Annotated in this window: 16 protein-coding genes and 1 pseudogene; 8 read left to right on the top strand and 9 right to left on the bottom strand. The window is 41.8% G+C overall.

The features are described from left to right. Window positions 1–108: 108 nt before the first annotated feature. Entirely contained in the window at window positions 109–900 is a 792-nt protein-coding gene (locus HWQ42_RS13345) for a YdcF family protein (protein ID WP_292812699.1), read from the top strand. Window positions 901–1,009: 109 nt separating this feature from the next. Continuing rightward, the gene (locus tag HWQ42_RS13340) at window positions 1,010–1,231 is read left to right on the top strand and encodes a hypothetical protein (RefSeq protein ID WP_292812697.1); all 222 of its coding nucleotides are present in this window, start codon (window positions 1,010–1,012) and stop codon (window positions 1,229–1,231) included. 5 nt (window positions 1,232–1,236) lie between these two features. On the opposite strand, the gene HWQ42_RS13335 is transcribed toward HWQ42_RS13340, so the two are convergent. Beyond that, window positions 1,237–1,479 carry a ferredoxin-thioredoxin reductase variable chain gene (locus HWQ42_RS13335; protein WP_334701219.1) on the bottom strand — a complete coding sequence of 81 codons (243 nt, stop codon included), beginning with the start codon at window positions 1,477–1,479 and terminating at the stop codon, window positions 1,237–1,239. 449 nt (window positions 1,480–1,928) lie between these two features. After that, window positions 1,929–2,045 (bottom strand): annotated as a pseudogene (locus HWQ42_RS13330) (ISAs1 family transposase); the annotation flags it as partial. A gap of 186 nt (window positions 2,046–2,231) precedes the next feature. Here HWQ42_RS13330 and HWQ42_RS13325 point away from each other — a divergent pair. Together HWQ42_RS13325 and HWQ42_RS13320 are read left to right on the top strand one after the other, a co-directional pair. Then, window positions 2,232–3,524, top strand: coding sequence for a hypothetical protein (locus HWQ42_RS13325; protein ID WP_292812695.1), 1,293 nt, complete (start codon window positions 2,232–2,234; stop codon window positions 3,522–3,524). Window positions 3,525–4,661: 1,137 nt separating this feature from the next. Continuing rightward, window positions 4,662–5,831: a PAS domain S-box protein gene (locus HWQ42_RS13320; RefSeq protein WP_292812692.1), complete on the top strand. Its 1,170-nt coding sequence runs from the start codon at window positions 4,662–4,664 to the stop codon at window positions 5,829–5,831. A gap of 30 nt (window positions 5,832–5,861) precedes the next feature. Here the strand turns inward: HWQ42_RS13320 and HWQ42_RS13315 are convergent, their stop codons facing one another. Then, window positions 5,862–6,551 (bottom strand): CPBP family intramembrane glutamic endopeptidase, encoded by a 690-nt coding sequence (locus tag HWQ42_RS13315; RefSeq protein ID WP_292812690.1) that lies wholly within the window; start codon window positions 6,549–6,551, stop codon window positions 5,862–5,864. Window positions 6,552–7,444: 893 nt separating this feature from the next. Here HWQ42_RS13315 and glpK point away from each other — a divergent pair. Together glpK and argC are read left to right on the top strand one after the other, a co-directional pair. After that, window positions 7,445–8,959 (top strand): glycerol kinase GlpK, encoded by a 1,515-nt coding sequence (gene glpK, locus HWQ42_RS13310; protein WP_292812704.1) that lies wholly within the window; start codon window positions 7,445–7,447, stop codon window positions 8,957–8,959. A gap of 189 nt (window positions 8,960–9,148) precedes the next feature. Beyond that, window positions 9,149–10,123: an N-acetyl-gamma-glutamyl-phosphate reductase gene (gene argC / locus HWQ42_RS13305; protein WP_292812688.1), complete on the top strand. Its 975-nt coding sequence runs from the start codon at window positions 9,149–9,151 to the stop codon at window positions 10,121–10,123. A 134-nt stretch (window positions 10,124–10,257) separates the two neighbouring features. Here the strand turns inward: argC and HWQ42_RS13300 are convergent, their stop codons facing one another. The 6 genes from HWQ42_RS13300 to HWQ42_RS13275 all read right to left on the bottom strand — a co-directional run bounded on the left by HWQ42_RS13300 (window position 10,258) and on the right by HWQ42_RS13275 (window position 23,366). Further along, on the bottom strand, window positions 10,258–11,256 hold the full coding sequence (locus HWQ42_RS13300; protein WP_367119054.1) for a DUF1350 family protein: 999 nt from the start codon (window positions 11,254–11,256) through the stop codon (window positions 10,258–10,260). Window positions 11,257–11,409: 153 nt separating this feature from the next. Next, window positions 11,410–14,292, bottom strand: coding sequence for a hypothetical protein (locus HWQ42_RS13295; protein WP_292812686.1), 2,883 nt, complete (start codon window positions 14,290–14,292; stop codon window positions 11,410–11,412). A 202-nt stretch (window positions 14,293–14,494) separates the two neighbouring features. Next, window positions 14,495–18,376, bottom strand: coding sequence for a TonB-dependent receptor (locus HWQ42_RS13290; protein WP_292812683.1), 3,882 nt, complete (start codon window positions 18,374–18,376; stop codon window positions 14,495–14,497). Then, on the bottom strand, window positions 18,373–19,923 hold the full coding sequence (locus tag HWQ42_RS13285; RefSeq protein WP_292812681.1) for a hypothetical protein: 1,551 nt from the start codon (window positions 19,921–19,923) through the stop codon (window positions 18,373–18,375). The genes HWQ42_RS13290 and HWQ42_RS13285 overlap by 4 nt, the downstream gene beginning before the upstream one ends. A 155-nt stretch (window positions 19,924–20,078) precedes the next feature. After that, the gene (locus HWQ42_RS13280) at window positions 20,079–20,642 is read right to left on the bottom strand and encodes a hypothetical protein (protein ID WP_292812679.1); all 564 of its coding nucleotides are present in this window, start codon (window positions 20,640–20,642) and stop codon (window positions 20,079–20,081) included. A gap of 183 nt (window positions 20,643–20,825) precedes the next feature. Then, window positions 20,826–23,366, bottom strand: coding sequence for a hypothetical protein (locus HWQ42_RS13275; protein WP_292812677.1), 2,541 nt, complete (start codon window positions 23,364–23,366; stop codon window positions 20,826–20,828). Between the two features lie 817 nt (window positions 23,367–24,183). Between HWQ42_RS13275 and thrC the strand changes: the two genes are divergently transcribed. Further along, the gene (gene thrC, locus HWQ42_RS13270; protein ID WP_292812675.1) at window positions 24,184–25,494 is read left to right on the top strand and encodes a threonine synthase; all 1,311 of its coding nucleotides are present in this window, start codon (window positions 24,184–24,186) and stop codon (window positions 25,492–25,494) included. Between the two features lie 89 nt (window positions 25,495–25,583). Continuing rightward, window positions 25,584–25,859, top strand: coding sequence for a ubiquitin-like small modifier protein 1 (locus tag HWQ42_RS13265; RefSeq protein ID WP_292737141.1), 276 nt, complete (start codon window positions 25,584–25,586; stop codon window positions 25,857–25,859). The last annotated feature ends 124 nt before the right edge of the window (window positions 25,860–25,983 follow it).

Below are 25,983 nucleotides of genomic sequence, written 5' to 3'. Positions count from 1 at the left end.
ACTGCAACTTCTCCTCTGCTCCCTGCTCCCCTGCTTCCATGATTCTTCCCCACTCCCTCATCTCCTATTTCCCATGCCCCATGCGCTATTCTCCATGCCCTAATAAATATGTTTTTATATCTATCCAAATTACTGCCATTATTTTTTTATCCACTAGGATTAGCCTGTGTAAGCTTGGTAGTAGCATTAGTGACTTTGTGGAAACGACCCCGGACTGCTGCGATCGCAATTGCTTTTTCCCTAACTTTATTGCTATTTTGTAGCAATGCTTGGATCGCTAAATCATTAGTGCGATCGCTAGAATGGCAAAATCTTCCACTCGCCCAAATACCTAATGCAGAAGCGATTGTGGTTTTGGGTGGCGCAACCAAATCAGCTTTTCCCCCAAGACCTACCGTCGATTTGAGTGAAGCAGGTGATCGCGTTATCTATGCCGCCCAACTCTATCGCCAGAAAAAAGCGCCTATAATCATTCTGAGCGGGGGACGCATTGATTGGCGTGGAAGTGGTTCTCCAGAATCGGCAGATATGGCAACTATACTCACATCTATTGGTATTCCATCTGAGGCGATTATCCAAGAACCTGACTCTCTCAATACTTATCAAAATGCTGTAAATGTCCGCAAAATCTTGTTATCTCGTGGGATAAATCAGGTATTATTAGTAACTTCGGCAATGCATATACCGCGATCGCTTCAGATTTTCCAGCGTCAAGGAATCAATGCTATTCCTGCACCCACTGACTTTCTGGTTAGTGAGGGTGAGTTGCAAGAACTCGGTAGTACTCCCAAAGCCGCTATACTAAATTTATTACCTGATACTGACAACTTACACCAATTTACCATCGCTTTAAAAGAGTATATTGGTTCTTTAGTTTATCGCTTACGTGGTTGGCTTTAATTAAAGTTAGGAGTTGTTAGAAAGTTAAGGTTATGAGTTATGAGTTATTAATAAGGAAGTGCGGTAATTACCTGAATTCAAAACTTCCGACTCCCGACTCTTAAATTTTATGTCAAAAAATTTACCTTATATTATTCCAGTTGCTCAACCTGAAGTTGAGGAAGCTTTTGCCTCTTACCAAACAACCCATCAGTTTTACCACGAAGTTCGGTCACGGTCGGAGTTTCAGCGTTATTGTGATTGGTATTATACAACCGCAGAACAAAACCGCCAAGAGCTTAAAAGAATGCGCGGCGAACTGAATATTTTTCAGTGGTTTCGCCGCCGATAAGTGATTTAGATGATTTCTAACTCATTTTCACGCAAGTGGGCTTTAAACTTTTTACTAAACTGCACTACAATCGGCAGATTAGCGCTTACTGGTCTGTCTCGCCATTGGGTGGCAATAGCTACTACATCGCCTTCTGTGCCTTTGATGTCAAAAGGCTGATTCCGATGTTCAGGATGATGATACACCACTACCGAATCTTTAACGCGGACGCGATCGCCAACTTTCATAACAACATTTACACCTAGCATTTTCTTTTCCACAAGTATCTGCTACAAAATATATGATTAAATCGCTTAGAATTTGATTTAATCAGCTATTTCTTGACGCTTCATCGGGGTGCAACGGCTTAACCCTCTGCGTCCAGGCACGTCTTAGCAATCCGCGCGTACTTTTTTAAGTTTTTTGCCACCTTAATAAGTATCGCCCATAGCCTTTCTCTTTAACCCAAAAGCAGGGAAATGAAAGAAAATCAGGCGATATCGGATGTGCTTAGTACTTTGACAATATATCCAACCCTTTTATCTTGACTCTAGGATGTTCCCCAGGTCAACTCTCTCACGAATTTTAGTGTATGGCAGATGCTTGGTTATTGCGATCGCTCGTTTGTATACAATAGAATTTGACCTCTCTTGTTTTACTGGAGTTTAGACTCAGCTCTGCTGAGTCTAAACTCCAGTACGGCGGGCTACGCCTACGCTCTCAGTATTGAGAGATTGTCCGGAGCATTACCCATACATATTGTTGAGTCATCCTCCTTCATAACTACGTCTTTAATCCAATGAAGGCGATTTTCGATACTCCAATAACCGCGAATACCACCTTGCACCCCTAAGACAGGTGTGGTTCAAATACATCAAAACTGCTGTAAACGCTAGGATTAAAATTTCTGGTTTACAGTGGAATGTTAAGAGTGTCAACCAAATTGTTTCTGTTCGTTGTTGCCAAAACCGGATGCTCCCTACTCACACCCCCTATTTTTCTTGAAAATATCTGAAGATATATGAAATTTAGAACCTTCAAATATCCTTTCGCACTCATCCTAGTCAGCTTCGGTTTTTTGCAGATAGCTGATGCTCAAACTCCTGTAGCGGAAATCTCCAAGCTATCTCAAGAAGTTTCTGTACTTCGGAAACAGGGCCCAAAAGGGTTACAAGTATTTCTTAAATCCCATGCTAATACGTTAAATACCGCTTCTTCAGGAGCAGTTCTACCTTCCCCTGCACTTCGGGTAGCTTTAGACGAACTTTGTCAACAACAGGACTGTTACGCCTCTCGTTTGTATTGGTACACTGATATAGAACAAGCCAAAGCTGCTGCTAGAAGCAGTGGTAAACCCATTCTATCTCTGCGGTTATTGGGTAGGCTGGATCAAGATTTGAGTTGTGCTAATAGTAGATTCTTCAGGGTAGCGCTGTATCCGAATGTTGAAATTTCTAAGCTGCTTCAAGACCGCTTTATTTTGCATTGGCAATCAGTGCGCCCTGTACCCAAAGTAACTATTGATTTTGGCGACGGACGCAAGTTGGAGCGAACGATTACAGGCAATAGCATTCATTATATATTGGATGCATCGGGTCGGCCAATCGATGCTATTCCAGGGTTATATAGTCCCAAAGCATTTTTGCAACAGCTACAGCAGGCTGAATTAGCAGTAAAAAATTACAGTAAACTTACACCAAGCGATCGCGAGTCTTATTTAAGAAAATACCACAGCGATCGCTTAAATTCTATCCAAGCCCAATGGGTTGCAGATTTATCCCGCCTGGGTATCCAGTCTCCCCCTAAGTTGGTAGAGATTCCCAGCAATCCCAGTCAACCACCGACAGCAGAAATAGCAAGCTCTCTAGCAGTTTCTAAAATGAGAGTTGAAACGCCAATGCTAACTGCTCTCCAGTCTAGTGCTGAACGCAATCAAAACGCCTTAGCTGAAATTACTGACCAAAAAGTTTGGGACAAAATTGCTCAACTCTATGCCGCCGATGTCAAGCTAGATCGAAACAGTATTTCTCTAATCAGAGCTAAAAAGTCTCAGTCTGTCAACACTCAAGAAGATAATTTGCCGATAATAGTGAAAAATTTTGAAGCCACAATGGCTCTAGATACAGTCAGAAATGAATATATGCTGCACAGCCAAATTCATCAATGGTTTATGCAAGGTAAGCAAACCAGGAGCGTGGAAGCGCTCAATGAACGAGTATACGGACAACTATTTTTAACTCCTAGTTCTGACCCTTGGTTAGGGCTTTTCCCCAGCGACAGCTACAGCGCCATTGATAATGATGGCATTCGTTAGGGGACTTGCAAAAAATAAATTATCTCAAATTATTTCTAGATTTGTAGGGGCGCAAGCCCCTACTCATAACCTGATGTAAGTAAAAAGGAGTGATGAGATTTTATAGCACTGACACCTTACCCATCACCCCTTATAACTTGCGCGTTGATTAGCTGTTACGCATTGTTAAATTACACCAGCTTACTACTTCATTTATCCTCTAACTAAAGAGGCGGATAATTATTAAGTTAATACGTGCTTCTCTATACAAATATTTTTAACTTATTAATATCTATCTTTGCAATTTTAGATATATTAGTCCCACTATTGCTTGTTCTCACTAGTTTTAATCGTTACCTGTGCCAGATATTTCCATAATGAATTTGAAAATCGAAAGGCTTAGATTCCCAACTTCTCAAAAAAGTGGGGAATTTTATTAATAGACAACGTATTCAGAATCACAAACAAACTTAACTTATATTCTATGTCTTTAGTAGTAGTTGCTTGATTCTTGTGATGGAAGTTGGCGACAGTCTTATCAGTTATTCTTAAGGAAAATGGAAACAATTATCATTAGCACTAAATCATTCATTGGGGGAATGACAAAGCGGGTTCAATAATAATAGTCATAAATTAAGGTTGAGATGTCGGGTTTTGCGAGTCTGCTATCTTATCTAATTTCTTTGCTAGTCAGCATTTTGACTGGTTTATCAGTTTAGTCAAAAATTAGCATAATCTTAGATTGGGAGATTTGGCACTCGTCTTTAGCCGAGTTTACCGAATTTTACCACCAAAGGTAGAAGTAATACTTAGCAAAACCCCGTAAAATTTATTCTTTGATTTTTTGTTAAAAAACATCCGAGTGGCGCAAGTTCTTAATGGACACTTTGTAACTTGCTAAATTCAATTTACTTTTGAGTATCCAGGTTGAATGCGACACGTGTCATTTCAAAACTGGTTTATTTATAGCGCCTGTAGGATATAAATTGTCGAAAACCTAAAATAAATGTAATTTGACAAGTTCAATTGAATAAAAATTGCAGTTTACAACCAGTTAAATTTATCACTCAGCCAAATTACGAGTGCTGCAATTTTTTCAAGGATTTACTTGGTATATTTTTTTGCTCAACCTCTGCAAGCAAGTAGCGGGAATTTAAGGTGAATATAGAAAAATTTATCCAACGCGCAGAAGTATTGCACAAGCGTTTAGCAGATTTATACCAAACTGCTAGTGTATTACCTTGGATTTCCCCGGATTTGCTGCCGCAAGCTTTTAAGGAACTTTATAACACCTCGAAAATAGTACAGTTAGCGGCAGAGGAACTTTATCAGCAAAACGAGGAACTAGTAAAAACACGAAATTGGCTAGAAACAGAACGCAAACACTATCAAGATTTATTCGACTTGGCGCCCGACGGCTATTTAGTGACTAATACAGAAGGAATCATTCAAGAAGCTAACTTGACCGTAGCGAAGTTACTCAATGTTTCAAAGCAATTTCTAGTGGGCAAATCAATGATTAGCTTCGTCCCTCTAGAAGAACGTCAGCACCTTCGCAGCGAAATCATTCAGCTATCACAATCAAACAGAGCTAGAGAGCTATTGATACGCTTGCAACAACGTCATGGTGAATTTTTTGATGCAGCTTTGACAGTGGCAGTTACCCGCAATCCGCAGGAAAAGGCAACGTCTCTACGCTGGATAGTACGTAATATCACTGAACGTAAACGAGTAGAATCAGCAGTAGTCAAGAATGACAGCGACCTCTTCAATAATCGTCCCGTAGATAAATATTCTAAAGGAGAAACTATTCCCCTCAACCCATTAGTAATTTTGTATGTTTCTCAGGGTTTAGTCAAACTCAGTACCTACTGTGAAACGGGTGAAGAAGTGCTGATAGGATTGGCAACGGCAGGAATGGTTTTTGGCTCTAGTTTGACATCTTTAAACATTTACCAAGCAACAGTTCTCGCTGATGTTGAGTTAGTGTCAATTTACGCGGCAGAGATGGCAGCTTCTCCAACACTGAGCCATACGCTTTTACCAAAAATTAATCAGCGGTTACAGCAAACAGAATCTTTTTTAGTCATTTGTGGAAGACGGCGGGTACAAGAACGCTTGCACCACCTATTACAACTTTTGAAACGAGAAGTGGGTGAAACTGTACCAGAGGGAACTCGTTTAAGTGTTCGCTTTACTCACGAAGATTTTGCTAGCGCCTGCTGCACCACTAGGGTAACAATTACAAGATTGATGGGCAAATTACAAGAAGAAGGTATAATCAGTTTCGACTTAAAAAAACACATTATCTTGAGAGATTTTGATTAATTAATTCGCTGTGGATTTATTTTACTTTTGTTAAGTAAAGATAAGTTGCCAGCCAATCAGGAAAATTGCTATATCTGCAAAAACATGGCTGATGTATCCAGGCCAGATTGAGGAATAATTTAAGTAGCACCATGACCAAACTACCCCTGCTAGAAACACCCCCAATGAGCATAATATTGTCGCCCGCCAGTCGAAGTAAGCTGTCAAACCAACAACGTGATGAATCGTAAAAAAAAGTGCAGACAGTATTACAGCTAAAGGACTTGATACCAAAATTTCACATTTACGATAGACAAACCAACGCCAGACAAATTCCTCAAGTAAAGAGTTAACAAATATCCAATACACTGAACCTACTAAGTAAATCACAAAACTGTTTAATCCAACTTGTGTTGCTCGACCGCGAACATATTCAACATCTATCCATTTTGCTCCCAGCAGCCAATAAACAATCAAGATGATGCCTAGCATCAATAGCCCTAATCCGACTCCAGCCAATAAATCGCGTCTTTTAGGATATTCAACTTTTAAATTCTCTTTATCGACAAATAACAACCAAATAATCGGTAGTAGCAACAACCAGATTTTAGATAATAAAGCTACTAAATGTCCTTGAAAGCCAGGGAGTATATATAGTTGAGTTGTAATACCAATGCTCGGAACTGGCACAAGTAACAACAGAGCTAGTAGTGCATTCTGATTTTGGTTAGCTTTTAACATGGGTAGATTTTATTGTATTTCGATGGTTTTAACTTTTAAACCACATCTAGTTTTAAATCCATAGTTTTTATATCAAGTTAAGATGATTACTTGTAATAAAATCTATATTAACGAGGTTTACTCTCAATACTGTTCGGTTAAGCAAGAGACGCGATGAATCGCCGTCTCTACAATAATTAGTCTTTTGAGAGACGACGATTTGCGTCTTTGCGAACTAGAATTTTCATCAAAAAACCTTAACAAAACCGTATTGAATTTACTATTAATGTTTTATATGCAAACTATAAAACATGAGTAAACTAATCAGACTTGAATAAAGTGACACTTTGTATATTGCCACATAAATTTAATAATAAAACTTGTATGAATTTGTGTGTAATATTCCTGCGATCACAGCATTTTGATAATTATTTACTATGCTGATATACTTACACATAATTAAAATTCACAGTGTCTTGCAACGTTGTGAAGGTCTGGGATTTGAGGCGAACATCGATACCCATTGTGCTAAGTAAAACTTTGCGTAAAAATGTAGCGTTTTTAAATTTACAGAGACGTAACGCTATGCAAACAGGTAATTCAAAATGTACCCAAAATAATGTATATGTGATTGAGGGCGTATTGCTAAAATCGCGATGTCTAGTACAGCACGGTGGAAGTAAACCACCCCTTCGGGTGACGCTCTCTACGAGACGTTAAAAGCGAACGCAGGCTCGCTAACGGCAGTTCCTCATGGGGGAACCCCCCTTGGCGCTAGCCTCTCCCTTTGGGAGAAGACCGGACTACCTCACCATTTAAAATCTATGAAACGCTTACGCTGTATTCATTTTTAATTTTTAATTCCGCCTTGCGGTACTAGGTTGGGCTACGCCTACGCAGCATTCAAAGCAGCTATGCACACATTTGGCACAAAAATTCCATCATTGGGCTACATTTTAGCACTGGATTTAGGTACGACAGGCAACCGCGCCTTTGTATTTAACGCAGACGGCAAGATTGTTGGGCAAGCATATAAAGAATTAACTCAGTATTATCCTCAGCCAGGATGGTTAGAACATGACCCTCAACAAATCTGGCAGGATACCTGTTGGGTGATGCAAACTGCAATTGCAAATGCCCAGATTGCAGCATCAGCGATCGCAGCTTTGGGACTAACTGTACAGCGCGAAACCTGCTTGATTTGGGACAAAACTACTAGTAAACCACTCCATAGAGCAATCGTTTGGCAAGATCGCCGCACTGCTCCCCTTTGCCACCAGTTACAAGAACAAGGCTACGCTGATGAAATTTACGATCGCACCGGATTAATTATCGATGCCTATTTTTCTGCTACCAAACTTAGATGGCTATTAGATAATTTTCCAGATGTTGACCAGAACAATGTCTTAGCAGGCACTATTGATACCTGGGTGCTGTGGAATCTCACTGGTGGGAAAGTTCATGCTACTGACCACAGTAACGCCAGCCGGACAATGCTAATGAATCTCAAAACCTGTGAATGGGATGAGAATTTACTTAAACTATTTCAAATCCCGGCTCATATTTTGCCCCAGATTCAGCCGAGTTTAGGAGTATTTGGAGTTACTGATGCGACTTTATTGGGTGCGGAAATTCCCATCACTGCCATCTTTGGAGATCAGCAAGCGGCTTTATTTGGTCATGGCTGCGATCGCCCAGGTTTGATGAAATGCACTTACGGTACTGGTAGCTTTTTAGTTGCTCACACAGGTAATCAAATTGTGCGATCGCACCATCAACTCATTTCGACAGTGGCATGGACACAAGCAAATACCAGCGATACTTTAGATGTCGGCTATGCCTTAGAGGGCAGTATGTTTACTAGTGGTGCTTGTATTCAATGGTTGCGCGATCGCCTGAAGCTGATTAAAACTGCTGCTGAAACTGAAGCGATGGCCAATCAGGTAAAAGATAATGGCGGAGTCTACTTTGTGCCAGCATTTAGTGGACTGGGCGCGCCCTACTGGGATATGAGCGCGAGGGGAGCCTTTTTCGGCATTACCGCCAGTGTACAACCAGAGCATCTAGTTCGCGCTGTGTTGGAAGCGATCGCTTATCAAGTTCTGGAGGTGGTGCAGGCGATAAATGCATCTAGCGGTACTCCAGTTGGGCGATTAACCGTAGATGGTGGTGCTTGCGAGAATAATTTTTTGATGCAGTTTCAAGCTGATGTCTTAGGTATTCCAGTTGAACGTCCGATAATGCGGGATACCACCGTTCAGGGTGCAGCATTTGCGGCAGGTTTAGCTGTAGGATTTTGGGAGAGCTATGAAGCACTGGTGGAACAACGGCAAATTGAGCGTGTGTTTGAACCAAGGAACAATTTCCCCTTGTCCAACTTTGGTACTTGGCAAAAGGCAGTGAAACGTACTCTGGCTTGGGAGGAGTAGCTGATGCAATTTCTGAAACTAGAGGGACAAACAGTCACAATTGATTTAATGGATTATTCTCTTCCTCCTATCGAACCAATCCTGAGCTTTTTCGTGTGGATGGTGAAAGCAGGTTAATCTCATTCAAAAATCGATCGTTAAAATAACTCTTACTTTGTCAAAATATCACTCTCATATAATAAAAAGCGCATGACTACTAAACCGAAGATTTTCATTGATGGGGAATCGGGAACCACAGGCTTACAAATTTACTCACGCCTGAACCAGCGTGATGACATCGAGTTAGTTAGCATTGAAGCATCTAAACGTAAAGATGCAACTGAGCGAACTAAACTAATCAATGCTGTTGATGTTATCATTCTCTGCCTACCTGATGATGCAGCCCGCGAAGCTGTTAGCTTAGTCAGTAATACTAGGGTTAAGATCCTTGATGCTAGCACTGCCCATCGCACCGCTAAAGACTGGGTATATGGCTTCCCTGAACTAAATCCAGGACAACGAGAGAAAATCGCCAGCGCCCAGTTTGTCAGCAATCCGGGCTGTTATCCCACAGGATTTTTAGCTTGTATTCGTCCGTTGATTGCTAAAGGACTCCTGAACAGTAACTTTCCCATCACCGTTAATGCAGTATCAGGTTACTCCGGTGGCGGAAAGAATCTTATAAAACAGTATCATAGCTTCCACGAACAGCAAGCCGGGGCAGAATCACTCTACCCTTATGGCATCTACGGTTTGCAGTTTGGGCATAAGCACGTCAAAGAAATGCAACATTATTCAGGGTTAGCATCGCCGCCGCTATTCGTACCCGCAGTGGGAGATTTTGAGCAGGGGATGCTAGTACAGATACCTTTGCCACTGGGAAGTTTAGATAATCCACCATCAGGTAAGGTTATCTATGAAGCGATCGCTGACTACTACCAAAGTGAAAAGTTTGTGCAGGTTGCTCCATTCCAAGATTCTACACTGCTCAGAGACGGAACATTTCTGGATGCAATCGCACTGAATAATACCAATATTGTTCAGGTTTTTGTATTCGCCAATGACACCACTAAAGAAGCGTTGCTAGTTGCTCGTCTTGACAATCTGGGTAAAGGCGCATCAGGAGCCGCAGTCCAAAACCTAAATATCATGCTCGGTTTTTCAGAAGAGTTGGGATTGTTATGAAAGCGAGTTAAGCGGTAGGAGTGGGGAGTAGGGGAGCAGAGGAGCAGAGGAGCAGAGGAGAAGTTGCAGTAAGTTTTTCCTCTGTGCCTCATGTGCCCAATGCCCAATGCCCAATGCCCAATGCCCAATGCCCATTATCTTGATTTTTCTTTCAGTTCCTCAAGCAATTGAATTACATTATGCTCAAATGCTTTGTTTCGCTCTTGAACTGATTCAATTAACGGTTTATCAAAAAGATTAATAACATATTTAGCTAGCTGAATACCTAAAGGTCTTAAATGTCCACCTGCTACAGTTTTCCGAAAATCTTGAGTTGGCTTTTGCAGAATATTAGTAAACCATTCACAGGTTGATTTAGCAATATTGTCTGATTTAAAACAGACTAAACCCATAATATTAAATAGCCCACTATCCTTAATTAAATACTGAGTTTCTTCAACAGTTGGTTTCACACCCCAACCAAGATTATCGATGATATCCGCTAAAAATTGAGGACGAATTGCGCTCCCTGTGTCAGCAATAGCAGGTGCTAATAGGATAGAAACCTGTCCTTTAATGAAGAGACTGTTAATGTTGATATTCTTATGCACATAAGTGTAAATTAATTTTTTAATTTCATACGTTTTTCGCGTTAGTTCATCAAAGAGAATGTTAATGTCTGCAATAACACTTTCTATCTCTGACTCATCAGAAGTTTTAGATAGTAGCTTCCGAATAAACTGCTCTCTATCTTGACGCTCTGGAGGTAGAGCAGTAAATCCTTCTAACAGCGAGATATATTTACAGCCAAGGCTATGTCCAATCCAAGAAAAGTTTTTATCATCTAAATAGGCTTCATAATCATATCCTGCAACACTTGCCATTTTCACAAGCTCTGGCAGAATTTCATACTGTTCTCTCATGAGAAAACCAGCTTCTACATAATGGTTAAAAGTAAAATTAAACGGCAAAAGAATAATTGTATATCCCTGCTCAAGTAGAGATTGAAGCAGATGACGATAAAAAAGCATAGGGACAAATGTACCAAAGAAAGCCCCGGCAATAAATTGAATTACCCCTTTAGGCTTTGGATGTAGAGCAACCCAACTGTGAGAAACTGGTTTAAATCTCAGTTTTAGATTCATATTTACCATGACTTATTTGTAGGTATATGCTGAATCTCCAAACTGAAATTATTGCTTTTCGGATTATTCAAAAGATATTTTTACAAAACTGCGATCGCTTTGTTAACGAATAGCCGGAACTCTCCTAATGTCCTTAATTCCACTAGTTAGCCGTGGTTAAAGCTATTTCACCTTAGCGCGGAAGCGGACAAAACCATAAGAATTAGCTGGTGTGCCAGATCCAGTGGCTGCTGGTAGATTGGGAAAACTGGGGACTGTAATATTGACCACTACTGCTCCATTGGTGTTAGTACCGCAGTATGATGGTGTGCCTGAGTCATTAGCTGTATAAAAATGCCCGCGATCGCTATCTCCAACATTTGTCAGATAAAGCGTAGGTGTATTAGAACCAATAGCTAGAGCAATTCCTTGATCTGCTCCTGGTAAGCCACCATCATTAGGAGTCATACTATTAAAAGCAGTAGGAATAAAATTAACATTAGTCGGAATTAAATCGCAGAATTTCACATTAGTTGCATTACCAAGACCATTGGAAAGAAAATATATCGTGTATTCCAATTCATCTCCCGGTTTGACAGTGCCAGCATTAATTAATCCTCGCAAGTAGCCAACAGGCCATTTAGGATCGCTATCATCAGTAGCATAAGGTTCTGGTACATAGTTACTGGCATTAGTAGCAACGTCACTGCGACCATCCACAATATCAGTTAAATCTTGGTTATTGAGGCGGGTAATGCGTTTAATTAACAGCAATTTAGGGTTAGAACTAATAATATTTAATACTGTAAATAAAGTGGGGTCATCATCTGCTGTACTGGCAGGATTATTACCAGTATTTACACCATTATCAGTAATTTGCAAGAACGAATTACCAAGAGTAGGTGGATTATTAGTATTACCAGCAGAGTCTGCATCTGTCAACACTGTACCAACAGTTCCTGTAGGATTATCAGGTGTGTTAAAAGTTGCATTTGCTTGGTTACTAATTGGATTACCGCCATTGGCATTATTAATCGTGGCAGTAATTTTAATGGTAATCGTATCACCTACACGGAGAGTTCCAGAATTTGTTACAGCAACAACACTAGTACCGTTGTAACTGGGATTGATTGTGATATTATTTCCTGAAGTTGTAGCACTAATTGCCGCACTCACAAAACTTAATTGTGAGGGTAATGAGTCGTTAATAGCAAAGTTAATTGCATCGCTATTACCTGGATTTAAGTTGGAATAAGTGATGGTATATTCGATGCGATCGCCTACAGTCACTGTTCCACTACTATCATTGTCTGCGAGGAAGCGAACAGATTTGGTTCCTACGACATTTGCTTGAGTGTTAGTAGTAATTACCAAGGGAGTAGTGATTGCTTCACTTGGGAAATATGTCCAAGTATCTATACCCTTATAGTCACCATAATTACTATTAAATTCATGCTCTCCTAACGCACTATTGATCCCTCTAGCAGCATTACGCGGGTTAGTAGCTCCCGTACCATCTAAGTTAATCGCCGTGCCGTTAGCAGAAGTATAGTTGTTGTCGTTGTAATAAACGGTCGTCGATCCAATCTGCTGTCCATTTTGATCTACAAGGTTAGGAAAAGCAGCCGGAGGATTTTCCATTGTGATTTTAAACCCCAGCGGATTATTTTCGGCATCCAACATGGGAAAGTGATATTCACCCGACCGTGTTGTGATTATGGCATTGTATGGTAAGTTTCCTGGTCGAGGCAGGAGATTTACCCCACTTGCATCCTTTCCATTCCAAAGCACCACATTTGAGCCGAGAGATAGCACATTTTGTAGTACTCTATCGCTACTAGGGTCATAAATACCGTCAGTGTTGGTGTCAATAATTATTTGATAGCTACCACTTGAACTGGCATTGAAACTAAAATTGCCTCCTACACCCACAGAAGTTTGGTTCCCACTACCTCCATTACCCCCAGTAAATTTGAACGAAGTCGGTACTATCGGAATATTCGCTGCAATAGGAATACTCAAAGCATTGAGAGTTGCGGTGTCTGGCCGATTGAAGAAAACTAGGTGGGTAATGTCTGTTGTAGTATCAGTAACATTCGGATTTTGAACTTTTACATTGCCATAAAAGTTGAGTGTGCTGTTTGGGTCTGGTGGGGAATTGATCGAGTGATAAAGTGTAGAACTGTTACTGTCAATATATCCCCGGCTATTAGCAAAAAAGATGAAGCCAAAAGGATCGACTCCATTCATGTCAGTTTCGTAACGATACCCATCTTTAGTTTGAATATAGAGCTTAGAGTTAAGTCCTAAACCAGCAGGAGCGCCATTTAGCCCAGCATTTCCTCCCATATTCATCGCGATATAGTTGGTAAATACTCGCCCTTTTTTGGTAGCGCCGTTACTATCTCGAACTGTAATATCCCAAGCCGCTACCCCTGAAAGTTGAGTACCATTTATAGGAAATACCGCCGTTGTAGTTCTTGGAGGCGGATTGCCTGTAGTACCACTTTTATCAGGAGAATGAAATTCAACTTCGTAAATACCTGTTTCTGTAGCGATGAAGCTACAAGGTGAATAGCCACCACTATTAGGTAAAGGGCCGGCCGTTTCTTTGGCAACGGTGTCAATCCAACCAAAACCAGAAGTTAGAACATTACAAGAGCCATTTTGAGTACCAAAGGGACTGCGGTAAACAATATCTTGTGGGTCTGAAAAGCTAGTATGCACACTAGAGCCAAGATTAACTGTTTCTCCTTGTTGAACATAAACTTTGAGTATAGTTTTCCGAACAATACCTGCCAGCGCTAAATCTGACCATTCAACGTAGGGTCTGTAGCCGCCATCAGAAACTAACTCTTTGCTGCCTTCAGCCCAGCTAGGTTGGATACTATTCCCTAAAATACATAAAAAAAAGCCCAAGCTACTGAGCCATACTTTTTGGCGGCTACTTGTTAATGACTTTTCCATAGTTTTTTTTATTGGGTTATCCACAGTCAGAGAAAATTTATCATTTTCATCAATATTTACTGTGGCGATCGCTCTTAATTTCTTAAATAAAGATTTCATTATTTAGTTCCAATAAAAATACATAATATGTGAGTAATGATATTGAGTTTATAAATATACAAATACCAGAACGAAAATTGAAGCGTTTTTGCACTAGATTCAAAGCGAATAATAAAATCGTTACGACAATAGTATTCCCATGAGGAAAGGTTAAATTCGTATATAGAGGTTGCAATGAACATCTCTACATCAAATAACCCTTTTATATTTCACGCCTTTGCATCCCCCTCATTGCAGCCTTGAGTTTACCCACCAAAGTTTTCATCGCCGATTCCTGTGGCTGGCGCGCTATAGGTTTTTGTTGTCCAAAGCCGTCAAACAATTCGTTGAGCTTAACTGTAAAGCCCAAATACGCACCTCCCGCAGAACGTGTTCCTGAGAAATCTCGGTCATCAACTTTACCAAAGACGTAACCAGCCGAAACACGCAGATTGGGCGTGAGATAGTAGCCTGTTTCAAGAACAAAGCCTGTCTCACTGTAGCTAGACTGACTAATTACACGAGCTTCACCCACCAAATCCCAGCTATATCCCAAACGATAGGTAGCGCGTACTTGGGCCAGATTTACTGTGCTAGTATCGGCTAAATCGTTAGCTATATAAGAGGTACTGTTACGCAATGCATACTTCCCGTAGAATTCCCATTGCCAATTAGGAGCGTAAATCGCTTCTAAAGCAAAGGTATGGTCTTGGGAACCCGTACCACTTCCTAACAGGATGGTGTCAGGGATGGTTGATGGATTTTGGCGATATTCATAACGCAATAAAGCATTAAATTTATCGCTATTGGGATCGCGGTAGGCTAAACCCAGTTTTAAGTTAGCAGTATCTCCCAATCCTGAAAGCTTTTGATTAGAAGAACCGGCTTGTTGATAACGTACCAAAGCGGTGAGAGTCGGAGAAATTTTACCCGCAGCACCTGCGGTAATTACTGTATTGTTACCACCAGAAGAGGAACGATGTTCATAACGGACGCTGGCTTGAAATTGCGGATTATCACTGTATTCCAGCCCTACACTGTAGCTATCGCCACCATCAAATCCGATCGCAGATGCTGCTTGACCAAAGGCGTAGGGTTGAGCATATTGTTGACCGGCTACAGTGCGTCCGAAGAAGTTGCCAAATACGTGTTCGTAAGCAACGTTTAGCCGTAATCCCGAAGCAATAGTCCAGCGGTTATTTATGCCAATTGCACCTTGAGTAGTCATTTCGTTAGCACCACCCAAAATTGAGTAACGACCGGTCAAGGTAGTATCCGAACCGAGTTTGTGTTCGCCGTTGACACTCAAGCTAGTAATGGAATTACCCGAATATTGACCGCTACTGTAATACTGTTGGGCCAAACTGACGCTGACACCAGGAATTACCGCCCAATTCAACCCCAAAATGGTACGGTCTGGGTAAACAGTATCTTTTTGGGAAGATAAGCTGAGTTCATTTTGCGCCTGGAAGGTCAGGTTCTTAGCTAGAGGAACTGAAAAACGCGATCGCAGTTGATCGGAATTACTACTCAAGCTATTGTCGGGGATGCGGTCTTCCAAACGACGATGAATCCAATCCAGATCGATAGTGGCTCTACCTAAGCGTTGTTGAATCCCAGCAGAAATCGTCGTCAGCGAATTATTAACCTTGCTACCAGGTATCGCCTCATAACGCGGTGCAAACAGTTCTTCAAAGGTGTCTAAGGGTTGGGGAGCAATCCCAAAATTGTCTTCGTGGTCGTATTGCGCTCTGACGTTAGTAGTTGAGGTGAGTTTAGCTGTAACCTGCGCTCCATAACGGGTTTGTCCTGGGACAAAGCTGATAGTGGCATTATTGGCAAAACCCGTATCAGCAAAGCGATAATAGGCACGACCTTGAATCCCATTAGCAATCTTTCTTTCAGCTTCTAAACGGTAGGCATCACCTCTGACTTTTCCCACAACATCAGAATCATTAGTGGAATGAGCATATTCTGCGATTAACTGACCGTTGTCACCTAAAGCAATCAGCGCATCTGCACCGTAAAGTTGAAAGTCGCGTACCCCATGATTTTCTTGAACGTAAGTTGCTCCTATCCAACTTTCGGAGTTAAGTTTGCGGGAAAGATTATATTGCAAACGACCAGCATAGATGCTCCCGTCAGAGTCTTCGCTGTCATATTGATAGCTAACAACAATCCGACGTACCAATACTTGTCCGGTTCGATCGATATCGGTGCGAAGAATCGGTTCGCGGAATAATAAAGTACCGCGATCGTAGTCGATTTCGTAGTCTGGGCCTCGGTTAAGCTGTTTGCGTTCTAATACAGTTCCAGGACGATTGAGTTCTTCTAACTCGATAAAGACATTTTCACTACCTGCTTGTAATAGTCTGCGAGAGAGGAAGTAATAACCACTAGTACCATCGGGAGCAATAGTATCCCGTTGAAATCCTTCTAAGTGGTCGCCATAGAAACCCGTAATTTGTAGGTTTCCTAAGTTGTAGTTAGCTTTAAAACCGTGGAGTTGACGGGTGATAGAAGTAAATTGCTGCGATCGCCGCGCAAATTCTTCTGTGTTATAGTCACCCCACATCGCATAATCAGGATCGGAGCTAGGGGTACGAGCTGAACGCTCAAAACGCAAAAATACACTGTCAATGGAAGGAGCAACCACATCAACTTTCGAGCTATCGCCGTAGACCGGATAGTTTTGCTCGCTGAATTGGTAAGTTCTAAACAGGCGATTATCGCAGTTGCAATCTTCATTGAGGCTCCGAGAACTGTTGTATGCGCCTGTAAATAACCATTCTCCGATCGCACCAGTGGCAAATATCGCGGAATGAAAATCTAATTGCGTTCCGTTGTTTTTGTCAGGAGGGAGAAAATCACGGAAACTACCGTAATAATTTGTACCTCTAGCACCCAATCGTAAATCTATTACTCCAGTAACTAAACTTGGACGTAGTGCCGTTTCAAATTGCAATTGGGTGAAGGCTTCTAAATCATTTGCGATCGCGCGAATTGTCACAGTTTCAGCCTTCAGTTGCGATCGCAACGTAGCTGTAAATTGCCCTGCTTTCGCCTCCACTTGAAATCCCGGTTCATTGGGTTTGAAGTCTTTCCCAACCAATTCCCCAGCAGTGGGTATAAGGGTGACAACAGCATTACGATTAGAACGATTGCCACTTGCATCGATGAGTTGACCCCGGATTGTCGCCGTAGAACGTCCATCCGCCGGGATACGAGACTCAACTGTTTCTAAAGTTAATTGCTGCGGCGTTCCCCGTACTGCAACTTGCACTGTTACAGGGGGTTCTGTTCCTCCAACACTTTGTGCAGAGATGGTGTTTGTACCTTCTTTCAACGAGACACCATACCATGTCTGTGTTACTAAGTTGGTGGTAGCATCAGTTTCCGTCCGTCCCACTAAAGAAGGATCTACCAACGCCCCATTTACTCGTAATTCCACTTGACTACCAGCGGGAAACTGTACAATCACCGTACTAGCTTGTACATCTACAACACTGTCAGCCGTCGGAGTCAGGATTTTTATTGCTGTAGAGATAGGGACAGTAGGAGACATGGGGAGATTTTCATTTACCCCTTGTTTCTTTGTCCCCGCGTCCTCTACTCCTGCAATTTTGCGTAATCCTCTAGGCAAACCTACAGAAGTTGCTGGTTGAAATGGTTGTATTTCTGTTGGAGAAGCATGAAACAGGGTTTCAGTATCTTTGCGTTCGTCGTTCTTATCCTCTATTCCTACTATTTTGTGTGAACCTCTGAGCAAATCAACAGAAGTTTCTGGTTGAAGCGGTTGTATTTCCGTTTCACTTAGCTGGACATCTGGAATTTCAGAAGCCGATGCTGAAGAAGTTGAGGCAAATTCGAGAGGTGGAGAATTCAAACCCTCTCCTATTCTAGGGGAGAGGTTTTCCACATCTGGTGAAAAGCCAGGATCTTCGACACTCTTTTCTGCTTGCGAATGGGAATCAGGGAAAAGAAGGTTTTCACTAGTGATTTCTGCTTTAACAATTGTAGGGTACAAAACAAGGCAGAGAGCTACTGGCATCACCCCCATCAATCTCAGGTTAAATATAGTTACATAGTGCAGTCTGGGTTTCATTTCTTGACTGGCTCCTGAAATGTTGGGGTTACAGCGAAGTTCATGCGTACTAAGCCACCAGGCTCTAAATGCACCAAGCGAGATTGGCTATTTCGTTCGCGGAATTTTTCGTTATGAGCTAGGGTGTAACCCCCTACACTGCTGAGGTCTAGTACACCTGTGTGGTATCCAGGTAAGGCATTAGCTAGAGAGAACAAACCATTAGGATCTGTAGTGATGCGGTTTCCATCCTCTAGAAAAATCACCGCATTTGGTATCCCAGGCTCACCACGCTGTTGTTCCCCGTCAAAGTTTTTATCAACAAACACCCGACCGATAATCGTGCCACAGTCAGAAACGATTCCTGGACGAATTTTCAATTGGTGCGTTGCTGGACCATCCTTAGTACTAAAACGGTTATCAGCTCGTTGAGCATTAACGATCGCAGTGTTACGACCATTACCACGCAGTGCATCAGCTGTTAGTTGAGCAGCGTAGGCAATATTCAAGACTTTCCCTGTGGGAATTGTTACGTCTGTGCGGAATGTCACTGTGTTACCATTGCGTTCTGAAGCGATCGCGACTGGTTGACCATCTAGCTCTCCCTGCACAGATTTCGGCAAGAATTGGAATCCTAAAGGTAGGTCGTCGGTGACAAATATATTGCTCAAACCAGCATCAGCAAGATTTTTTACCGACAGGCGGTAGATTACCGTATCTCCAGGTTCAGCAGTAGCGCGATCGCCTGTTTTGATAATCTGTAACTGATTGGCTTGACACAAATTTGTGGTGAATTCAAAGGCTAATAAATCCAGTCCCACCGTTTCTGCATTGGGAACTAAAACAACTGTTTGCTCTAGTCTGGTTTCACCTGTAAGACTGATTGGTTGACCATCCAAAGAACTAGCGACATATCGCACAACACCATTGCCTTGTGTTCCATTGCTAGCAAGGATTTCAATCTTGACCCGCCGCTGTTTGTAAATAGAATTTGGTGGTGGATTAACTACAAAAATGTAGGTTCTACCTGGATCAGTTTGACCCTTATTGGGATCGAGTAGGAAATTGTAAACACCCGCAGGGTTATTCGTAACAAAGTAGGGATTACTATTCTCGGTATTTGGAGATTTCCCACCAGGAACGTTGTTATTAGGAATATCTGGTAACTCTGTTCGGGTCAAAGCAACCAAACTGCCCAATTCTGTCCCCGTTGGGTCGCTAGAGTTCGGTTCGTATACCCCAACTGAAAAACCTGTATAGTCAGGTAAAATTGTCCCAGCGCAACCTAAAATCCGCCCTAATGGATCGAGTAATGGGCTAGGGCTAACATTGATTTGCTCAGAACTTCCTTGATATTGATAATTGCTAGCAGAATCTGTATAAGTATAAGTAGCTTGATTTATTAATGGCAAAGACGCAACCAGATTGTTAGTTTGTTGCGCGATCGCTGGCATAGATATAGTAGTATGCAAAAAACTTCCCAGAAGAACAGTAGCTGTTAACCGTCGCCACCAGCTACCGCTAAAAGTAATTTGCTTTTGGTTTTGAGGACGGCTCACTAAACACATCTCCTGTGAAATGTCAAGCTTGTTGTTAATAAAAGCACTTCTTTATTTGTGGAAATCTAGTTAAGCCAAAACCCTTTAAAAATCTCGTTTCCAGATGGAATCTGAAAATATTCTTGATTGCAGCTCTTTTTAGAGTCAGCAAGGCGGCATGTTAATCAGCGAATTTGGGTTTGATAAGTTGCCTTGACTGTTGTCTTCGCCGCAAGTAACGGAATCTGCAAACGGATATGGGTGTAAACGGTGGCTGGGGCTGGTTTGGTTTCCACTTTGCCGCCAGGAAGAGTAACTTTAACCGTAGGATTTTCGACAAAGCTACGCCCGCCATCAATGCTATAAGCAACTTTGGCATTTTTGGCGACGTTGACAGAATTCAGTACGTAGACCATTCCTTTGGGAATAGGTTGATTAAAAGTCAAATTCTTCACTGGGCGATCGCTCTGATTTTCGCCACTCAAGGTATATCGCAATACATCTCCGGGTCGCACTACAACTTGACCTTTCAAAGGTTCCCATTTCTGGCTTTGCTTACCCTGCCGATCCTTTGCCACCACCTGCTTTTCTGCTTCTAAACGCAATTGAATTTGCCCTTGAGTTTTGATATTCTGAGCAACAGCACTTTCTGAGTGCCATACATTTGCGATTCCCGGAATTTGACCGAGAAATGGAACTGTAGCAATGAGAGCGAATGCTCCTAAACCTGCAAGAGAAACACGCTTCATATAAATAAATAACCTCAAAAAAAAATTCCAGAATGTGAATTATTGACTTATCTTTCCCAGCTTTTGCTAAGAAAAAATCACTTTTCTATTTGCTCGCTGTTTGGGGTTGGGGATAAGGTCAAATGGTTCGCAGACTCTTCTGTAGCAGAGTCTGCAAACTTCAAAGTCCCCAATTCCAAAGAATTAGTTCACTTTGCGTTGGAAGGTAAATGTTCTTTGAATACCTGGTGCGATCGTGTCAGTTACAGTATCCACATACTTAGTAACATCAGCGTTTGTCGTAGTCCCAGTTTGGTCAATGCCAGAGTTAGTAGCTGGATTACCACTGAAGAATTGGATGGTTGCACTCCCGGAATCCTTAGCTGAACCAACAATGTTGCTAGTATCAATTTGACCGTTGGTATCGTTGTCTAGCGCCCAGTTATTGGGGCTTTGCGTACCATCTTCAGTAATCACAACTTTGTTAGCATTCAAAATCACATTACCGGTTCCAGATTGAGGATCGGAAATATTTGTGTATTGAATTTGGTACTCAATAATGTTTCCTGGTGCAGGCTTCTTCGCATTGATACTGAATGTGCCATCATTTCCCTGGACTACAGGCCCAGTTCCTTGTAAAACTCGCGACACTTTCAGCAGTTTCAGGAAGCCAGTATACACGCGATCGATAGTGATGTTAAATGAATCAAAGATATTATCGTTTCCAGTATCCTTGATTCCATCAGCATTGGTATCTGTCGTGTAGTTGTCAATCGAAGCAGTGATGGGTACTGGGAAGCCTCTATTAATATCAGTAGATAACTGCGTTCCCGGAGGTAAATCAACTTCTACACCATAGTTGATACTTGCACCAGGAGCAACGTTGGGTATTGTAATTGCTGTACCAGCTATTGTAAACACTCCCGTTGCACTATTGTAGGTATAGACAGCAGACTGACTACCGTAGGTAATAGTCACCTTCGTATTATTCGGTAAATCTCCTATAGTTGTTGGTGCAGTTGGCTCTATCTTCAAAACACCTGAGTCAGTACCACTATTCTTAATAGTGTTGGTAAAGCCAACTGATTGTGGGTCAAGTGTACTACCAGGTGCTGTACCAGCAGGAACCAGAGAAGATTTGTTGGTGAAGTCATCGTTAGTCAGACCTGATGGCCCAGTAGCATCTGGGGCATTTTGCGGCCCGTTGAGTAACGCTGAAGCAACAGGTGCTTGCACCGTGAAGACGTTCGCCTCACCGCCTGTACCAGTACCACTGTTGTTATTACCCGTGTCAGTTCCAGTTTCTGGAGTTGCTGGATTGTTAATATAGCCATCATCAACGTTGGCGGACGGAAGAGTATCGGGAACACCATCACCATTGGTATCTGTACCTGTAGGAGGTGTCATACTGCCTGGGGAGCCGTCGTAATTGCTGGGATTTTGGTCGCCGGATTCGTCGTAGACTGGGAAATTGCTAGTAGGCGTTTGACCAAACAATTGAGCGATATTAGCGACAGTTAAAGGTGAAGATGCAGTTGATTCAACAGCTAGCTGAATCGAGAAGCCATTTACAGTTGTACCAGGAGCAATGGAAGTAATAGTAGCTGGATTATTGATAAAACCAACTCGTGTTACACCTGCGAGTGTATCAGCACCTTTTAAGGGAAAAGTTTTCCAATTGGCTGTATTAGCATCAGTTGTAACTAAATCGGTGGTATAAACTGCTTGCCAACCAGGAGGCGGAGTTGGTGCTACTGCCAAATCTGTACCCGCAGGAATCGCATCAGAAACCAAGATATGGGTGCTAGCAACACCATCAACGTTGATGCTTGTACCCGTCAAAGCTGCTGGTGTAATTCCCTGTCCTGTGGGATCGTTGGACTCAACTCGTAAACTCAAATCGTAGGTCAACTTGTCATCTGTAATTGCACTGGTGCCAGCATTGTTATAGCCACTGCGAATCTTGAGAATAGTGGCTAAAGCATAGGTCTTAACCGTTAAACCAACCTTAATTTGCTCTGTGGCGCTAGCTTCCCGCGTACCATTAACTGGTGCGCCAGATACTTCACCAGCACTACCATCGGGGTTATCTACGGTGAATATGTCACCACCATCAGGACTCCGCAGTTGGTTTTGAGCATCACCAGGAGTATTACCAAGAGTAACGGTAATGACATCATTAGTTTGAGCACCAGCTTGTACAGTTACTGGCACACGCACCAACACAGTACCGCTAACCGGAACTGAGGGTGTGTCTACGCCGCCTTGGGGGACGTTTATCCAAGTTTGACCACCGTCAGTGCTATATTGCAGGCTATTAACTGTACCACCATTTGGTAATGTGCCAGAAACTGTACCTGGTCCAGTTGTTGTCGCTTGGTTGGGAATGTGGAATTTGGTAGGGTCATTACCTACGTTGGTCAAGGTATAGGTGTAGATTAGTAAGTCGCCAACTGCAACATTACCGCCATTGTTATCTGTTACACCAGACGCTGTGACGGTGATTCCAGCAACCTCTGCTATGCTAACAACGACAGTGTTAGAAGTGGCATTTATAGTTGTCCCTGGACTGTTGGGATCTTCGTAGGTTGCTGTTGCAGTGTTACTGATAGATGTACCCGCAGTAGTTCCGTCAGCTAATACAGGTGCGAGAAATTGGAAAAGGCTACCTGTTAATAATGCTGTTGCTACTAGAAATTGGTAAAATTTACGCTGCTTATTTACAGATTGATTTCGATTTACCATAGAGCTAGTTTGTTTGCTGAACTTGTATCTTGGATTTTGAGACAGGATAAAGTTCGGCAATTCCCTTTTAGGAATTACCGATTATGGCTTCCCAAAACTTCAACGTTTTGGGAATGCATATTTAAGGAGTTAAATTATTGACACTCCTTGGAAATTATATTGAGACAATAACCAGAAAGAACTTGTCTAGTTGTTTTACGCTTACCGTTGAGAATCAAAACTGGCAATCGCAAATATGTGTAATTTATTACTGTATTTTGCTGAATTAGAGATGTAAATAGCAATGTAGCTTTTAAAGCAAAAAAAATCTTCCGTATAAATAAGTAACTTCTCTAGCTGTGAATGACTACATCAAAGCTGAAAAATTAACTTTATTTTGGCAACACACATAACAATTTTAGTGGTTTAATCAGATGCAAAAAACCCTAAAACTTATATATAAAGATGTTTCTGAGTCTTTGTTGTCAGAAATATATAAGTCATTTAGATCAAAAAAATTGAACGTTAAATAAGCGATCTAGATTGCTTAAATGGGATAGCAATTTCAACAAATGCAATTTTGTCATAAAAAAATGCGATTTAATCATACTTGTTTACCGTGTTAATGCTGAAGAAGGGAAGCTATTTTATTTTTCCATAACATTCAAGGTATGCGTGTAAATACTAAAAACAGAGATTACTAGTATTAAAGTTTTACAAGAATCATTCCTCTCAATACTAAACATACCCGATATTTTTAGTCGGGTATGTTTGACTGGTATTTTTGCTCGTGTTAGTATCAGGCTACAAGTGACAGACAAACAGGGAAAGCTAGTTTATGACTCAGGCAATCAAAACCCAGACCCAAACCCAAACCAGCACTGCCTACTTTCAAGCCTTGAAGTGTAAGGAATGTGGTGCGGAATATGAACTCAAAGCCAGTAATGTTTGTGAGTTATGTTTTGGCCCGTTAGAAGTCAAATATGACTACAACGCCCTACGTCTGACTGTCACTCGTGAAACAATTCAAGCTGGGCCGAATTCAATTTGGCGCTACCGTCCCTTTTTGCCTGTCGCAACTGACAATGTTATAGATGTGGGAACTGGTATGACTCCCCTAGTTCGTTCCCACCGTCTTGCTCGTCGCCTGGGTCTAAATAAGCTTTATATAAAAAATGATGCTGTGAATATGCCCACCTTAAGCTTTAAGGATCGGGTGGTGTCAGTCGCTCTATCCAGAGCGCGGGAGTTAGGTTTCACTACTGTTTCTTGCGCTAGCACTGGTAATTTAGCAAATTCTACAGCTGCGATCGCAGCTCATGCCGGTTTAGACTGCTGTGTGTTCATCCCCGCAGATTTAGAAGCCGGTAAAATTATCGGTAGCTTGATCTACAGTCCCACCCTCATGGCCGTCAAAGGCAACTACGATCAAGTCAATCGTCTCTGTTCGGAAGTTGCTAATACACACGGTTGGGGTTTTGTCAACATTAACCTGCGTCCTTATTACTCTGAAGGTTCTAAGACGCTAGGTTTTGAAGTTGCGGAACAACTAGGCTGGGAACTACCGGATCATGTTGTTGCTCCCTTGGCTTCTGGTTCGCTCTTTACAAAAATTTATAAAGGGTTCCAAGAATTTATCGAAGTTGGTTTGGTAGAAAACAAGAGCGTCCGTTTCAGCGGCGCTCAAGCTGAAGGTTGTTCGCCTATCGCCCAAGCCTTTAAAGAAGGACGCGACTTTATTAAGCCAGTAAAACCGAATACAATAGCGAAATCGCTAGCGATCGGCAATCCAGCAGACGGTATTTATGCTGTGGAGCTAGCTCACAAGACTGGTGGTAACATTGAATCAGTCAATGATGCCGAAATTATTGATGGCATCAAGTTGCTGGCAGAAACAGAAGGCATCTTCACAGAAACGGCTGGTGGTACAACCGTGGCCGTGCTGAAAAAACTGGTAGAAGCTGGCAAAATTGATCCAGATGAAACTACCGTGATTTACATCACAGGCAATGGTTTGAAAACCCAAGAAGCCATCCAAGGCTACGTTGGTGAACCCTTGACTATTGATGCTAAACTGGATAGTTTTGAACGCGCCTTGGAGCGATCGCGTACTCTTGATCGCTTGGAATGGCAACAAGTTCTCGTTTAGTTAGGAGTTAGGAGTTATGAGTTTTTTATATTCATAACTCTTTACTCTGAACTTTATTTCTAACTCTCCACTCTTCACTTTTTACTTCTATGGCTGTAAAAGTTTTAGTTCCTACGACTCTTCAGAGTTTTACTAATAATCAAGCTACTTTAGAATCCAGCGGTAGCACTATTGCTGAATTGTTAGATTCCTTAGAACAAAGCTTTCCCGGTATTAAATCTCGATTGTGCGATGAACAAGGTAAGCTACGTCGGTTTGTAAATTTTTACGTCGATAGTGAAGATATCCGCTATCTAGATGGTATAAACACAGCCTTGAAAGATGGCGATGAAGTCAGTATTGTTCCTGCTGTTGCTGGTGGTTAATCTTAAAAACATCTACCTAGATTTAGCAAATGAACGTATGTAGGCTTGCCACAAATGGCAGGCTTATTTTTATTGGTTTCAAATTCAGTATATCGAAAACTTTTGTAAATGATTTTAACCGCAA

The organism is Nostoc sp. JL23 (assembly GCF_017115065.1).
GTDB lineage: Bacteria > Cyanobacteriota > Cyanobacteriia > Cyanobacteriales > Nostocaceae > Nostoc > Nostoc punctiforme_A.
This window is presented reverse-complemented; position numbering and strand designations above follow the sequence as displayed.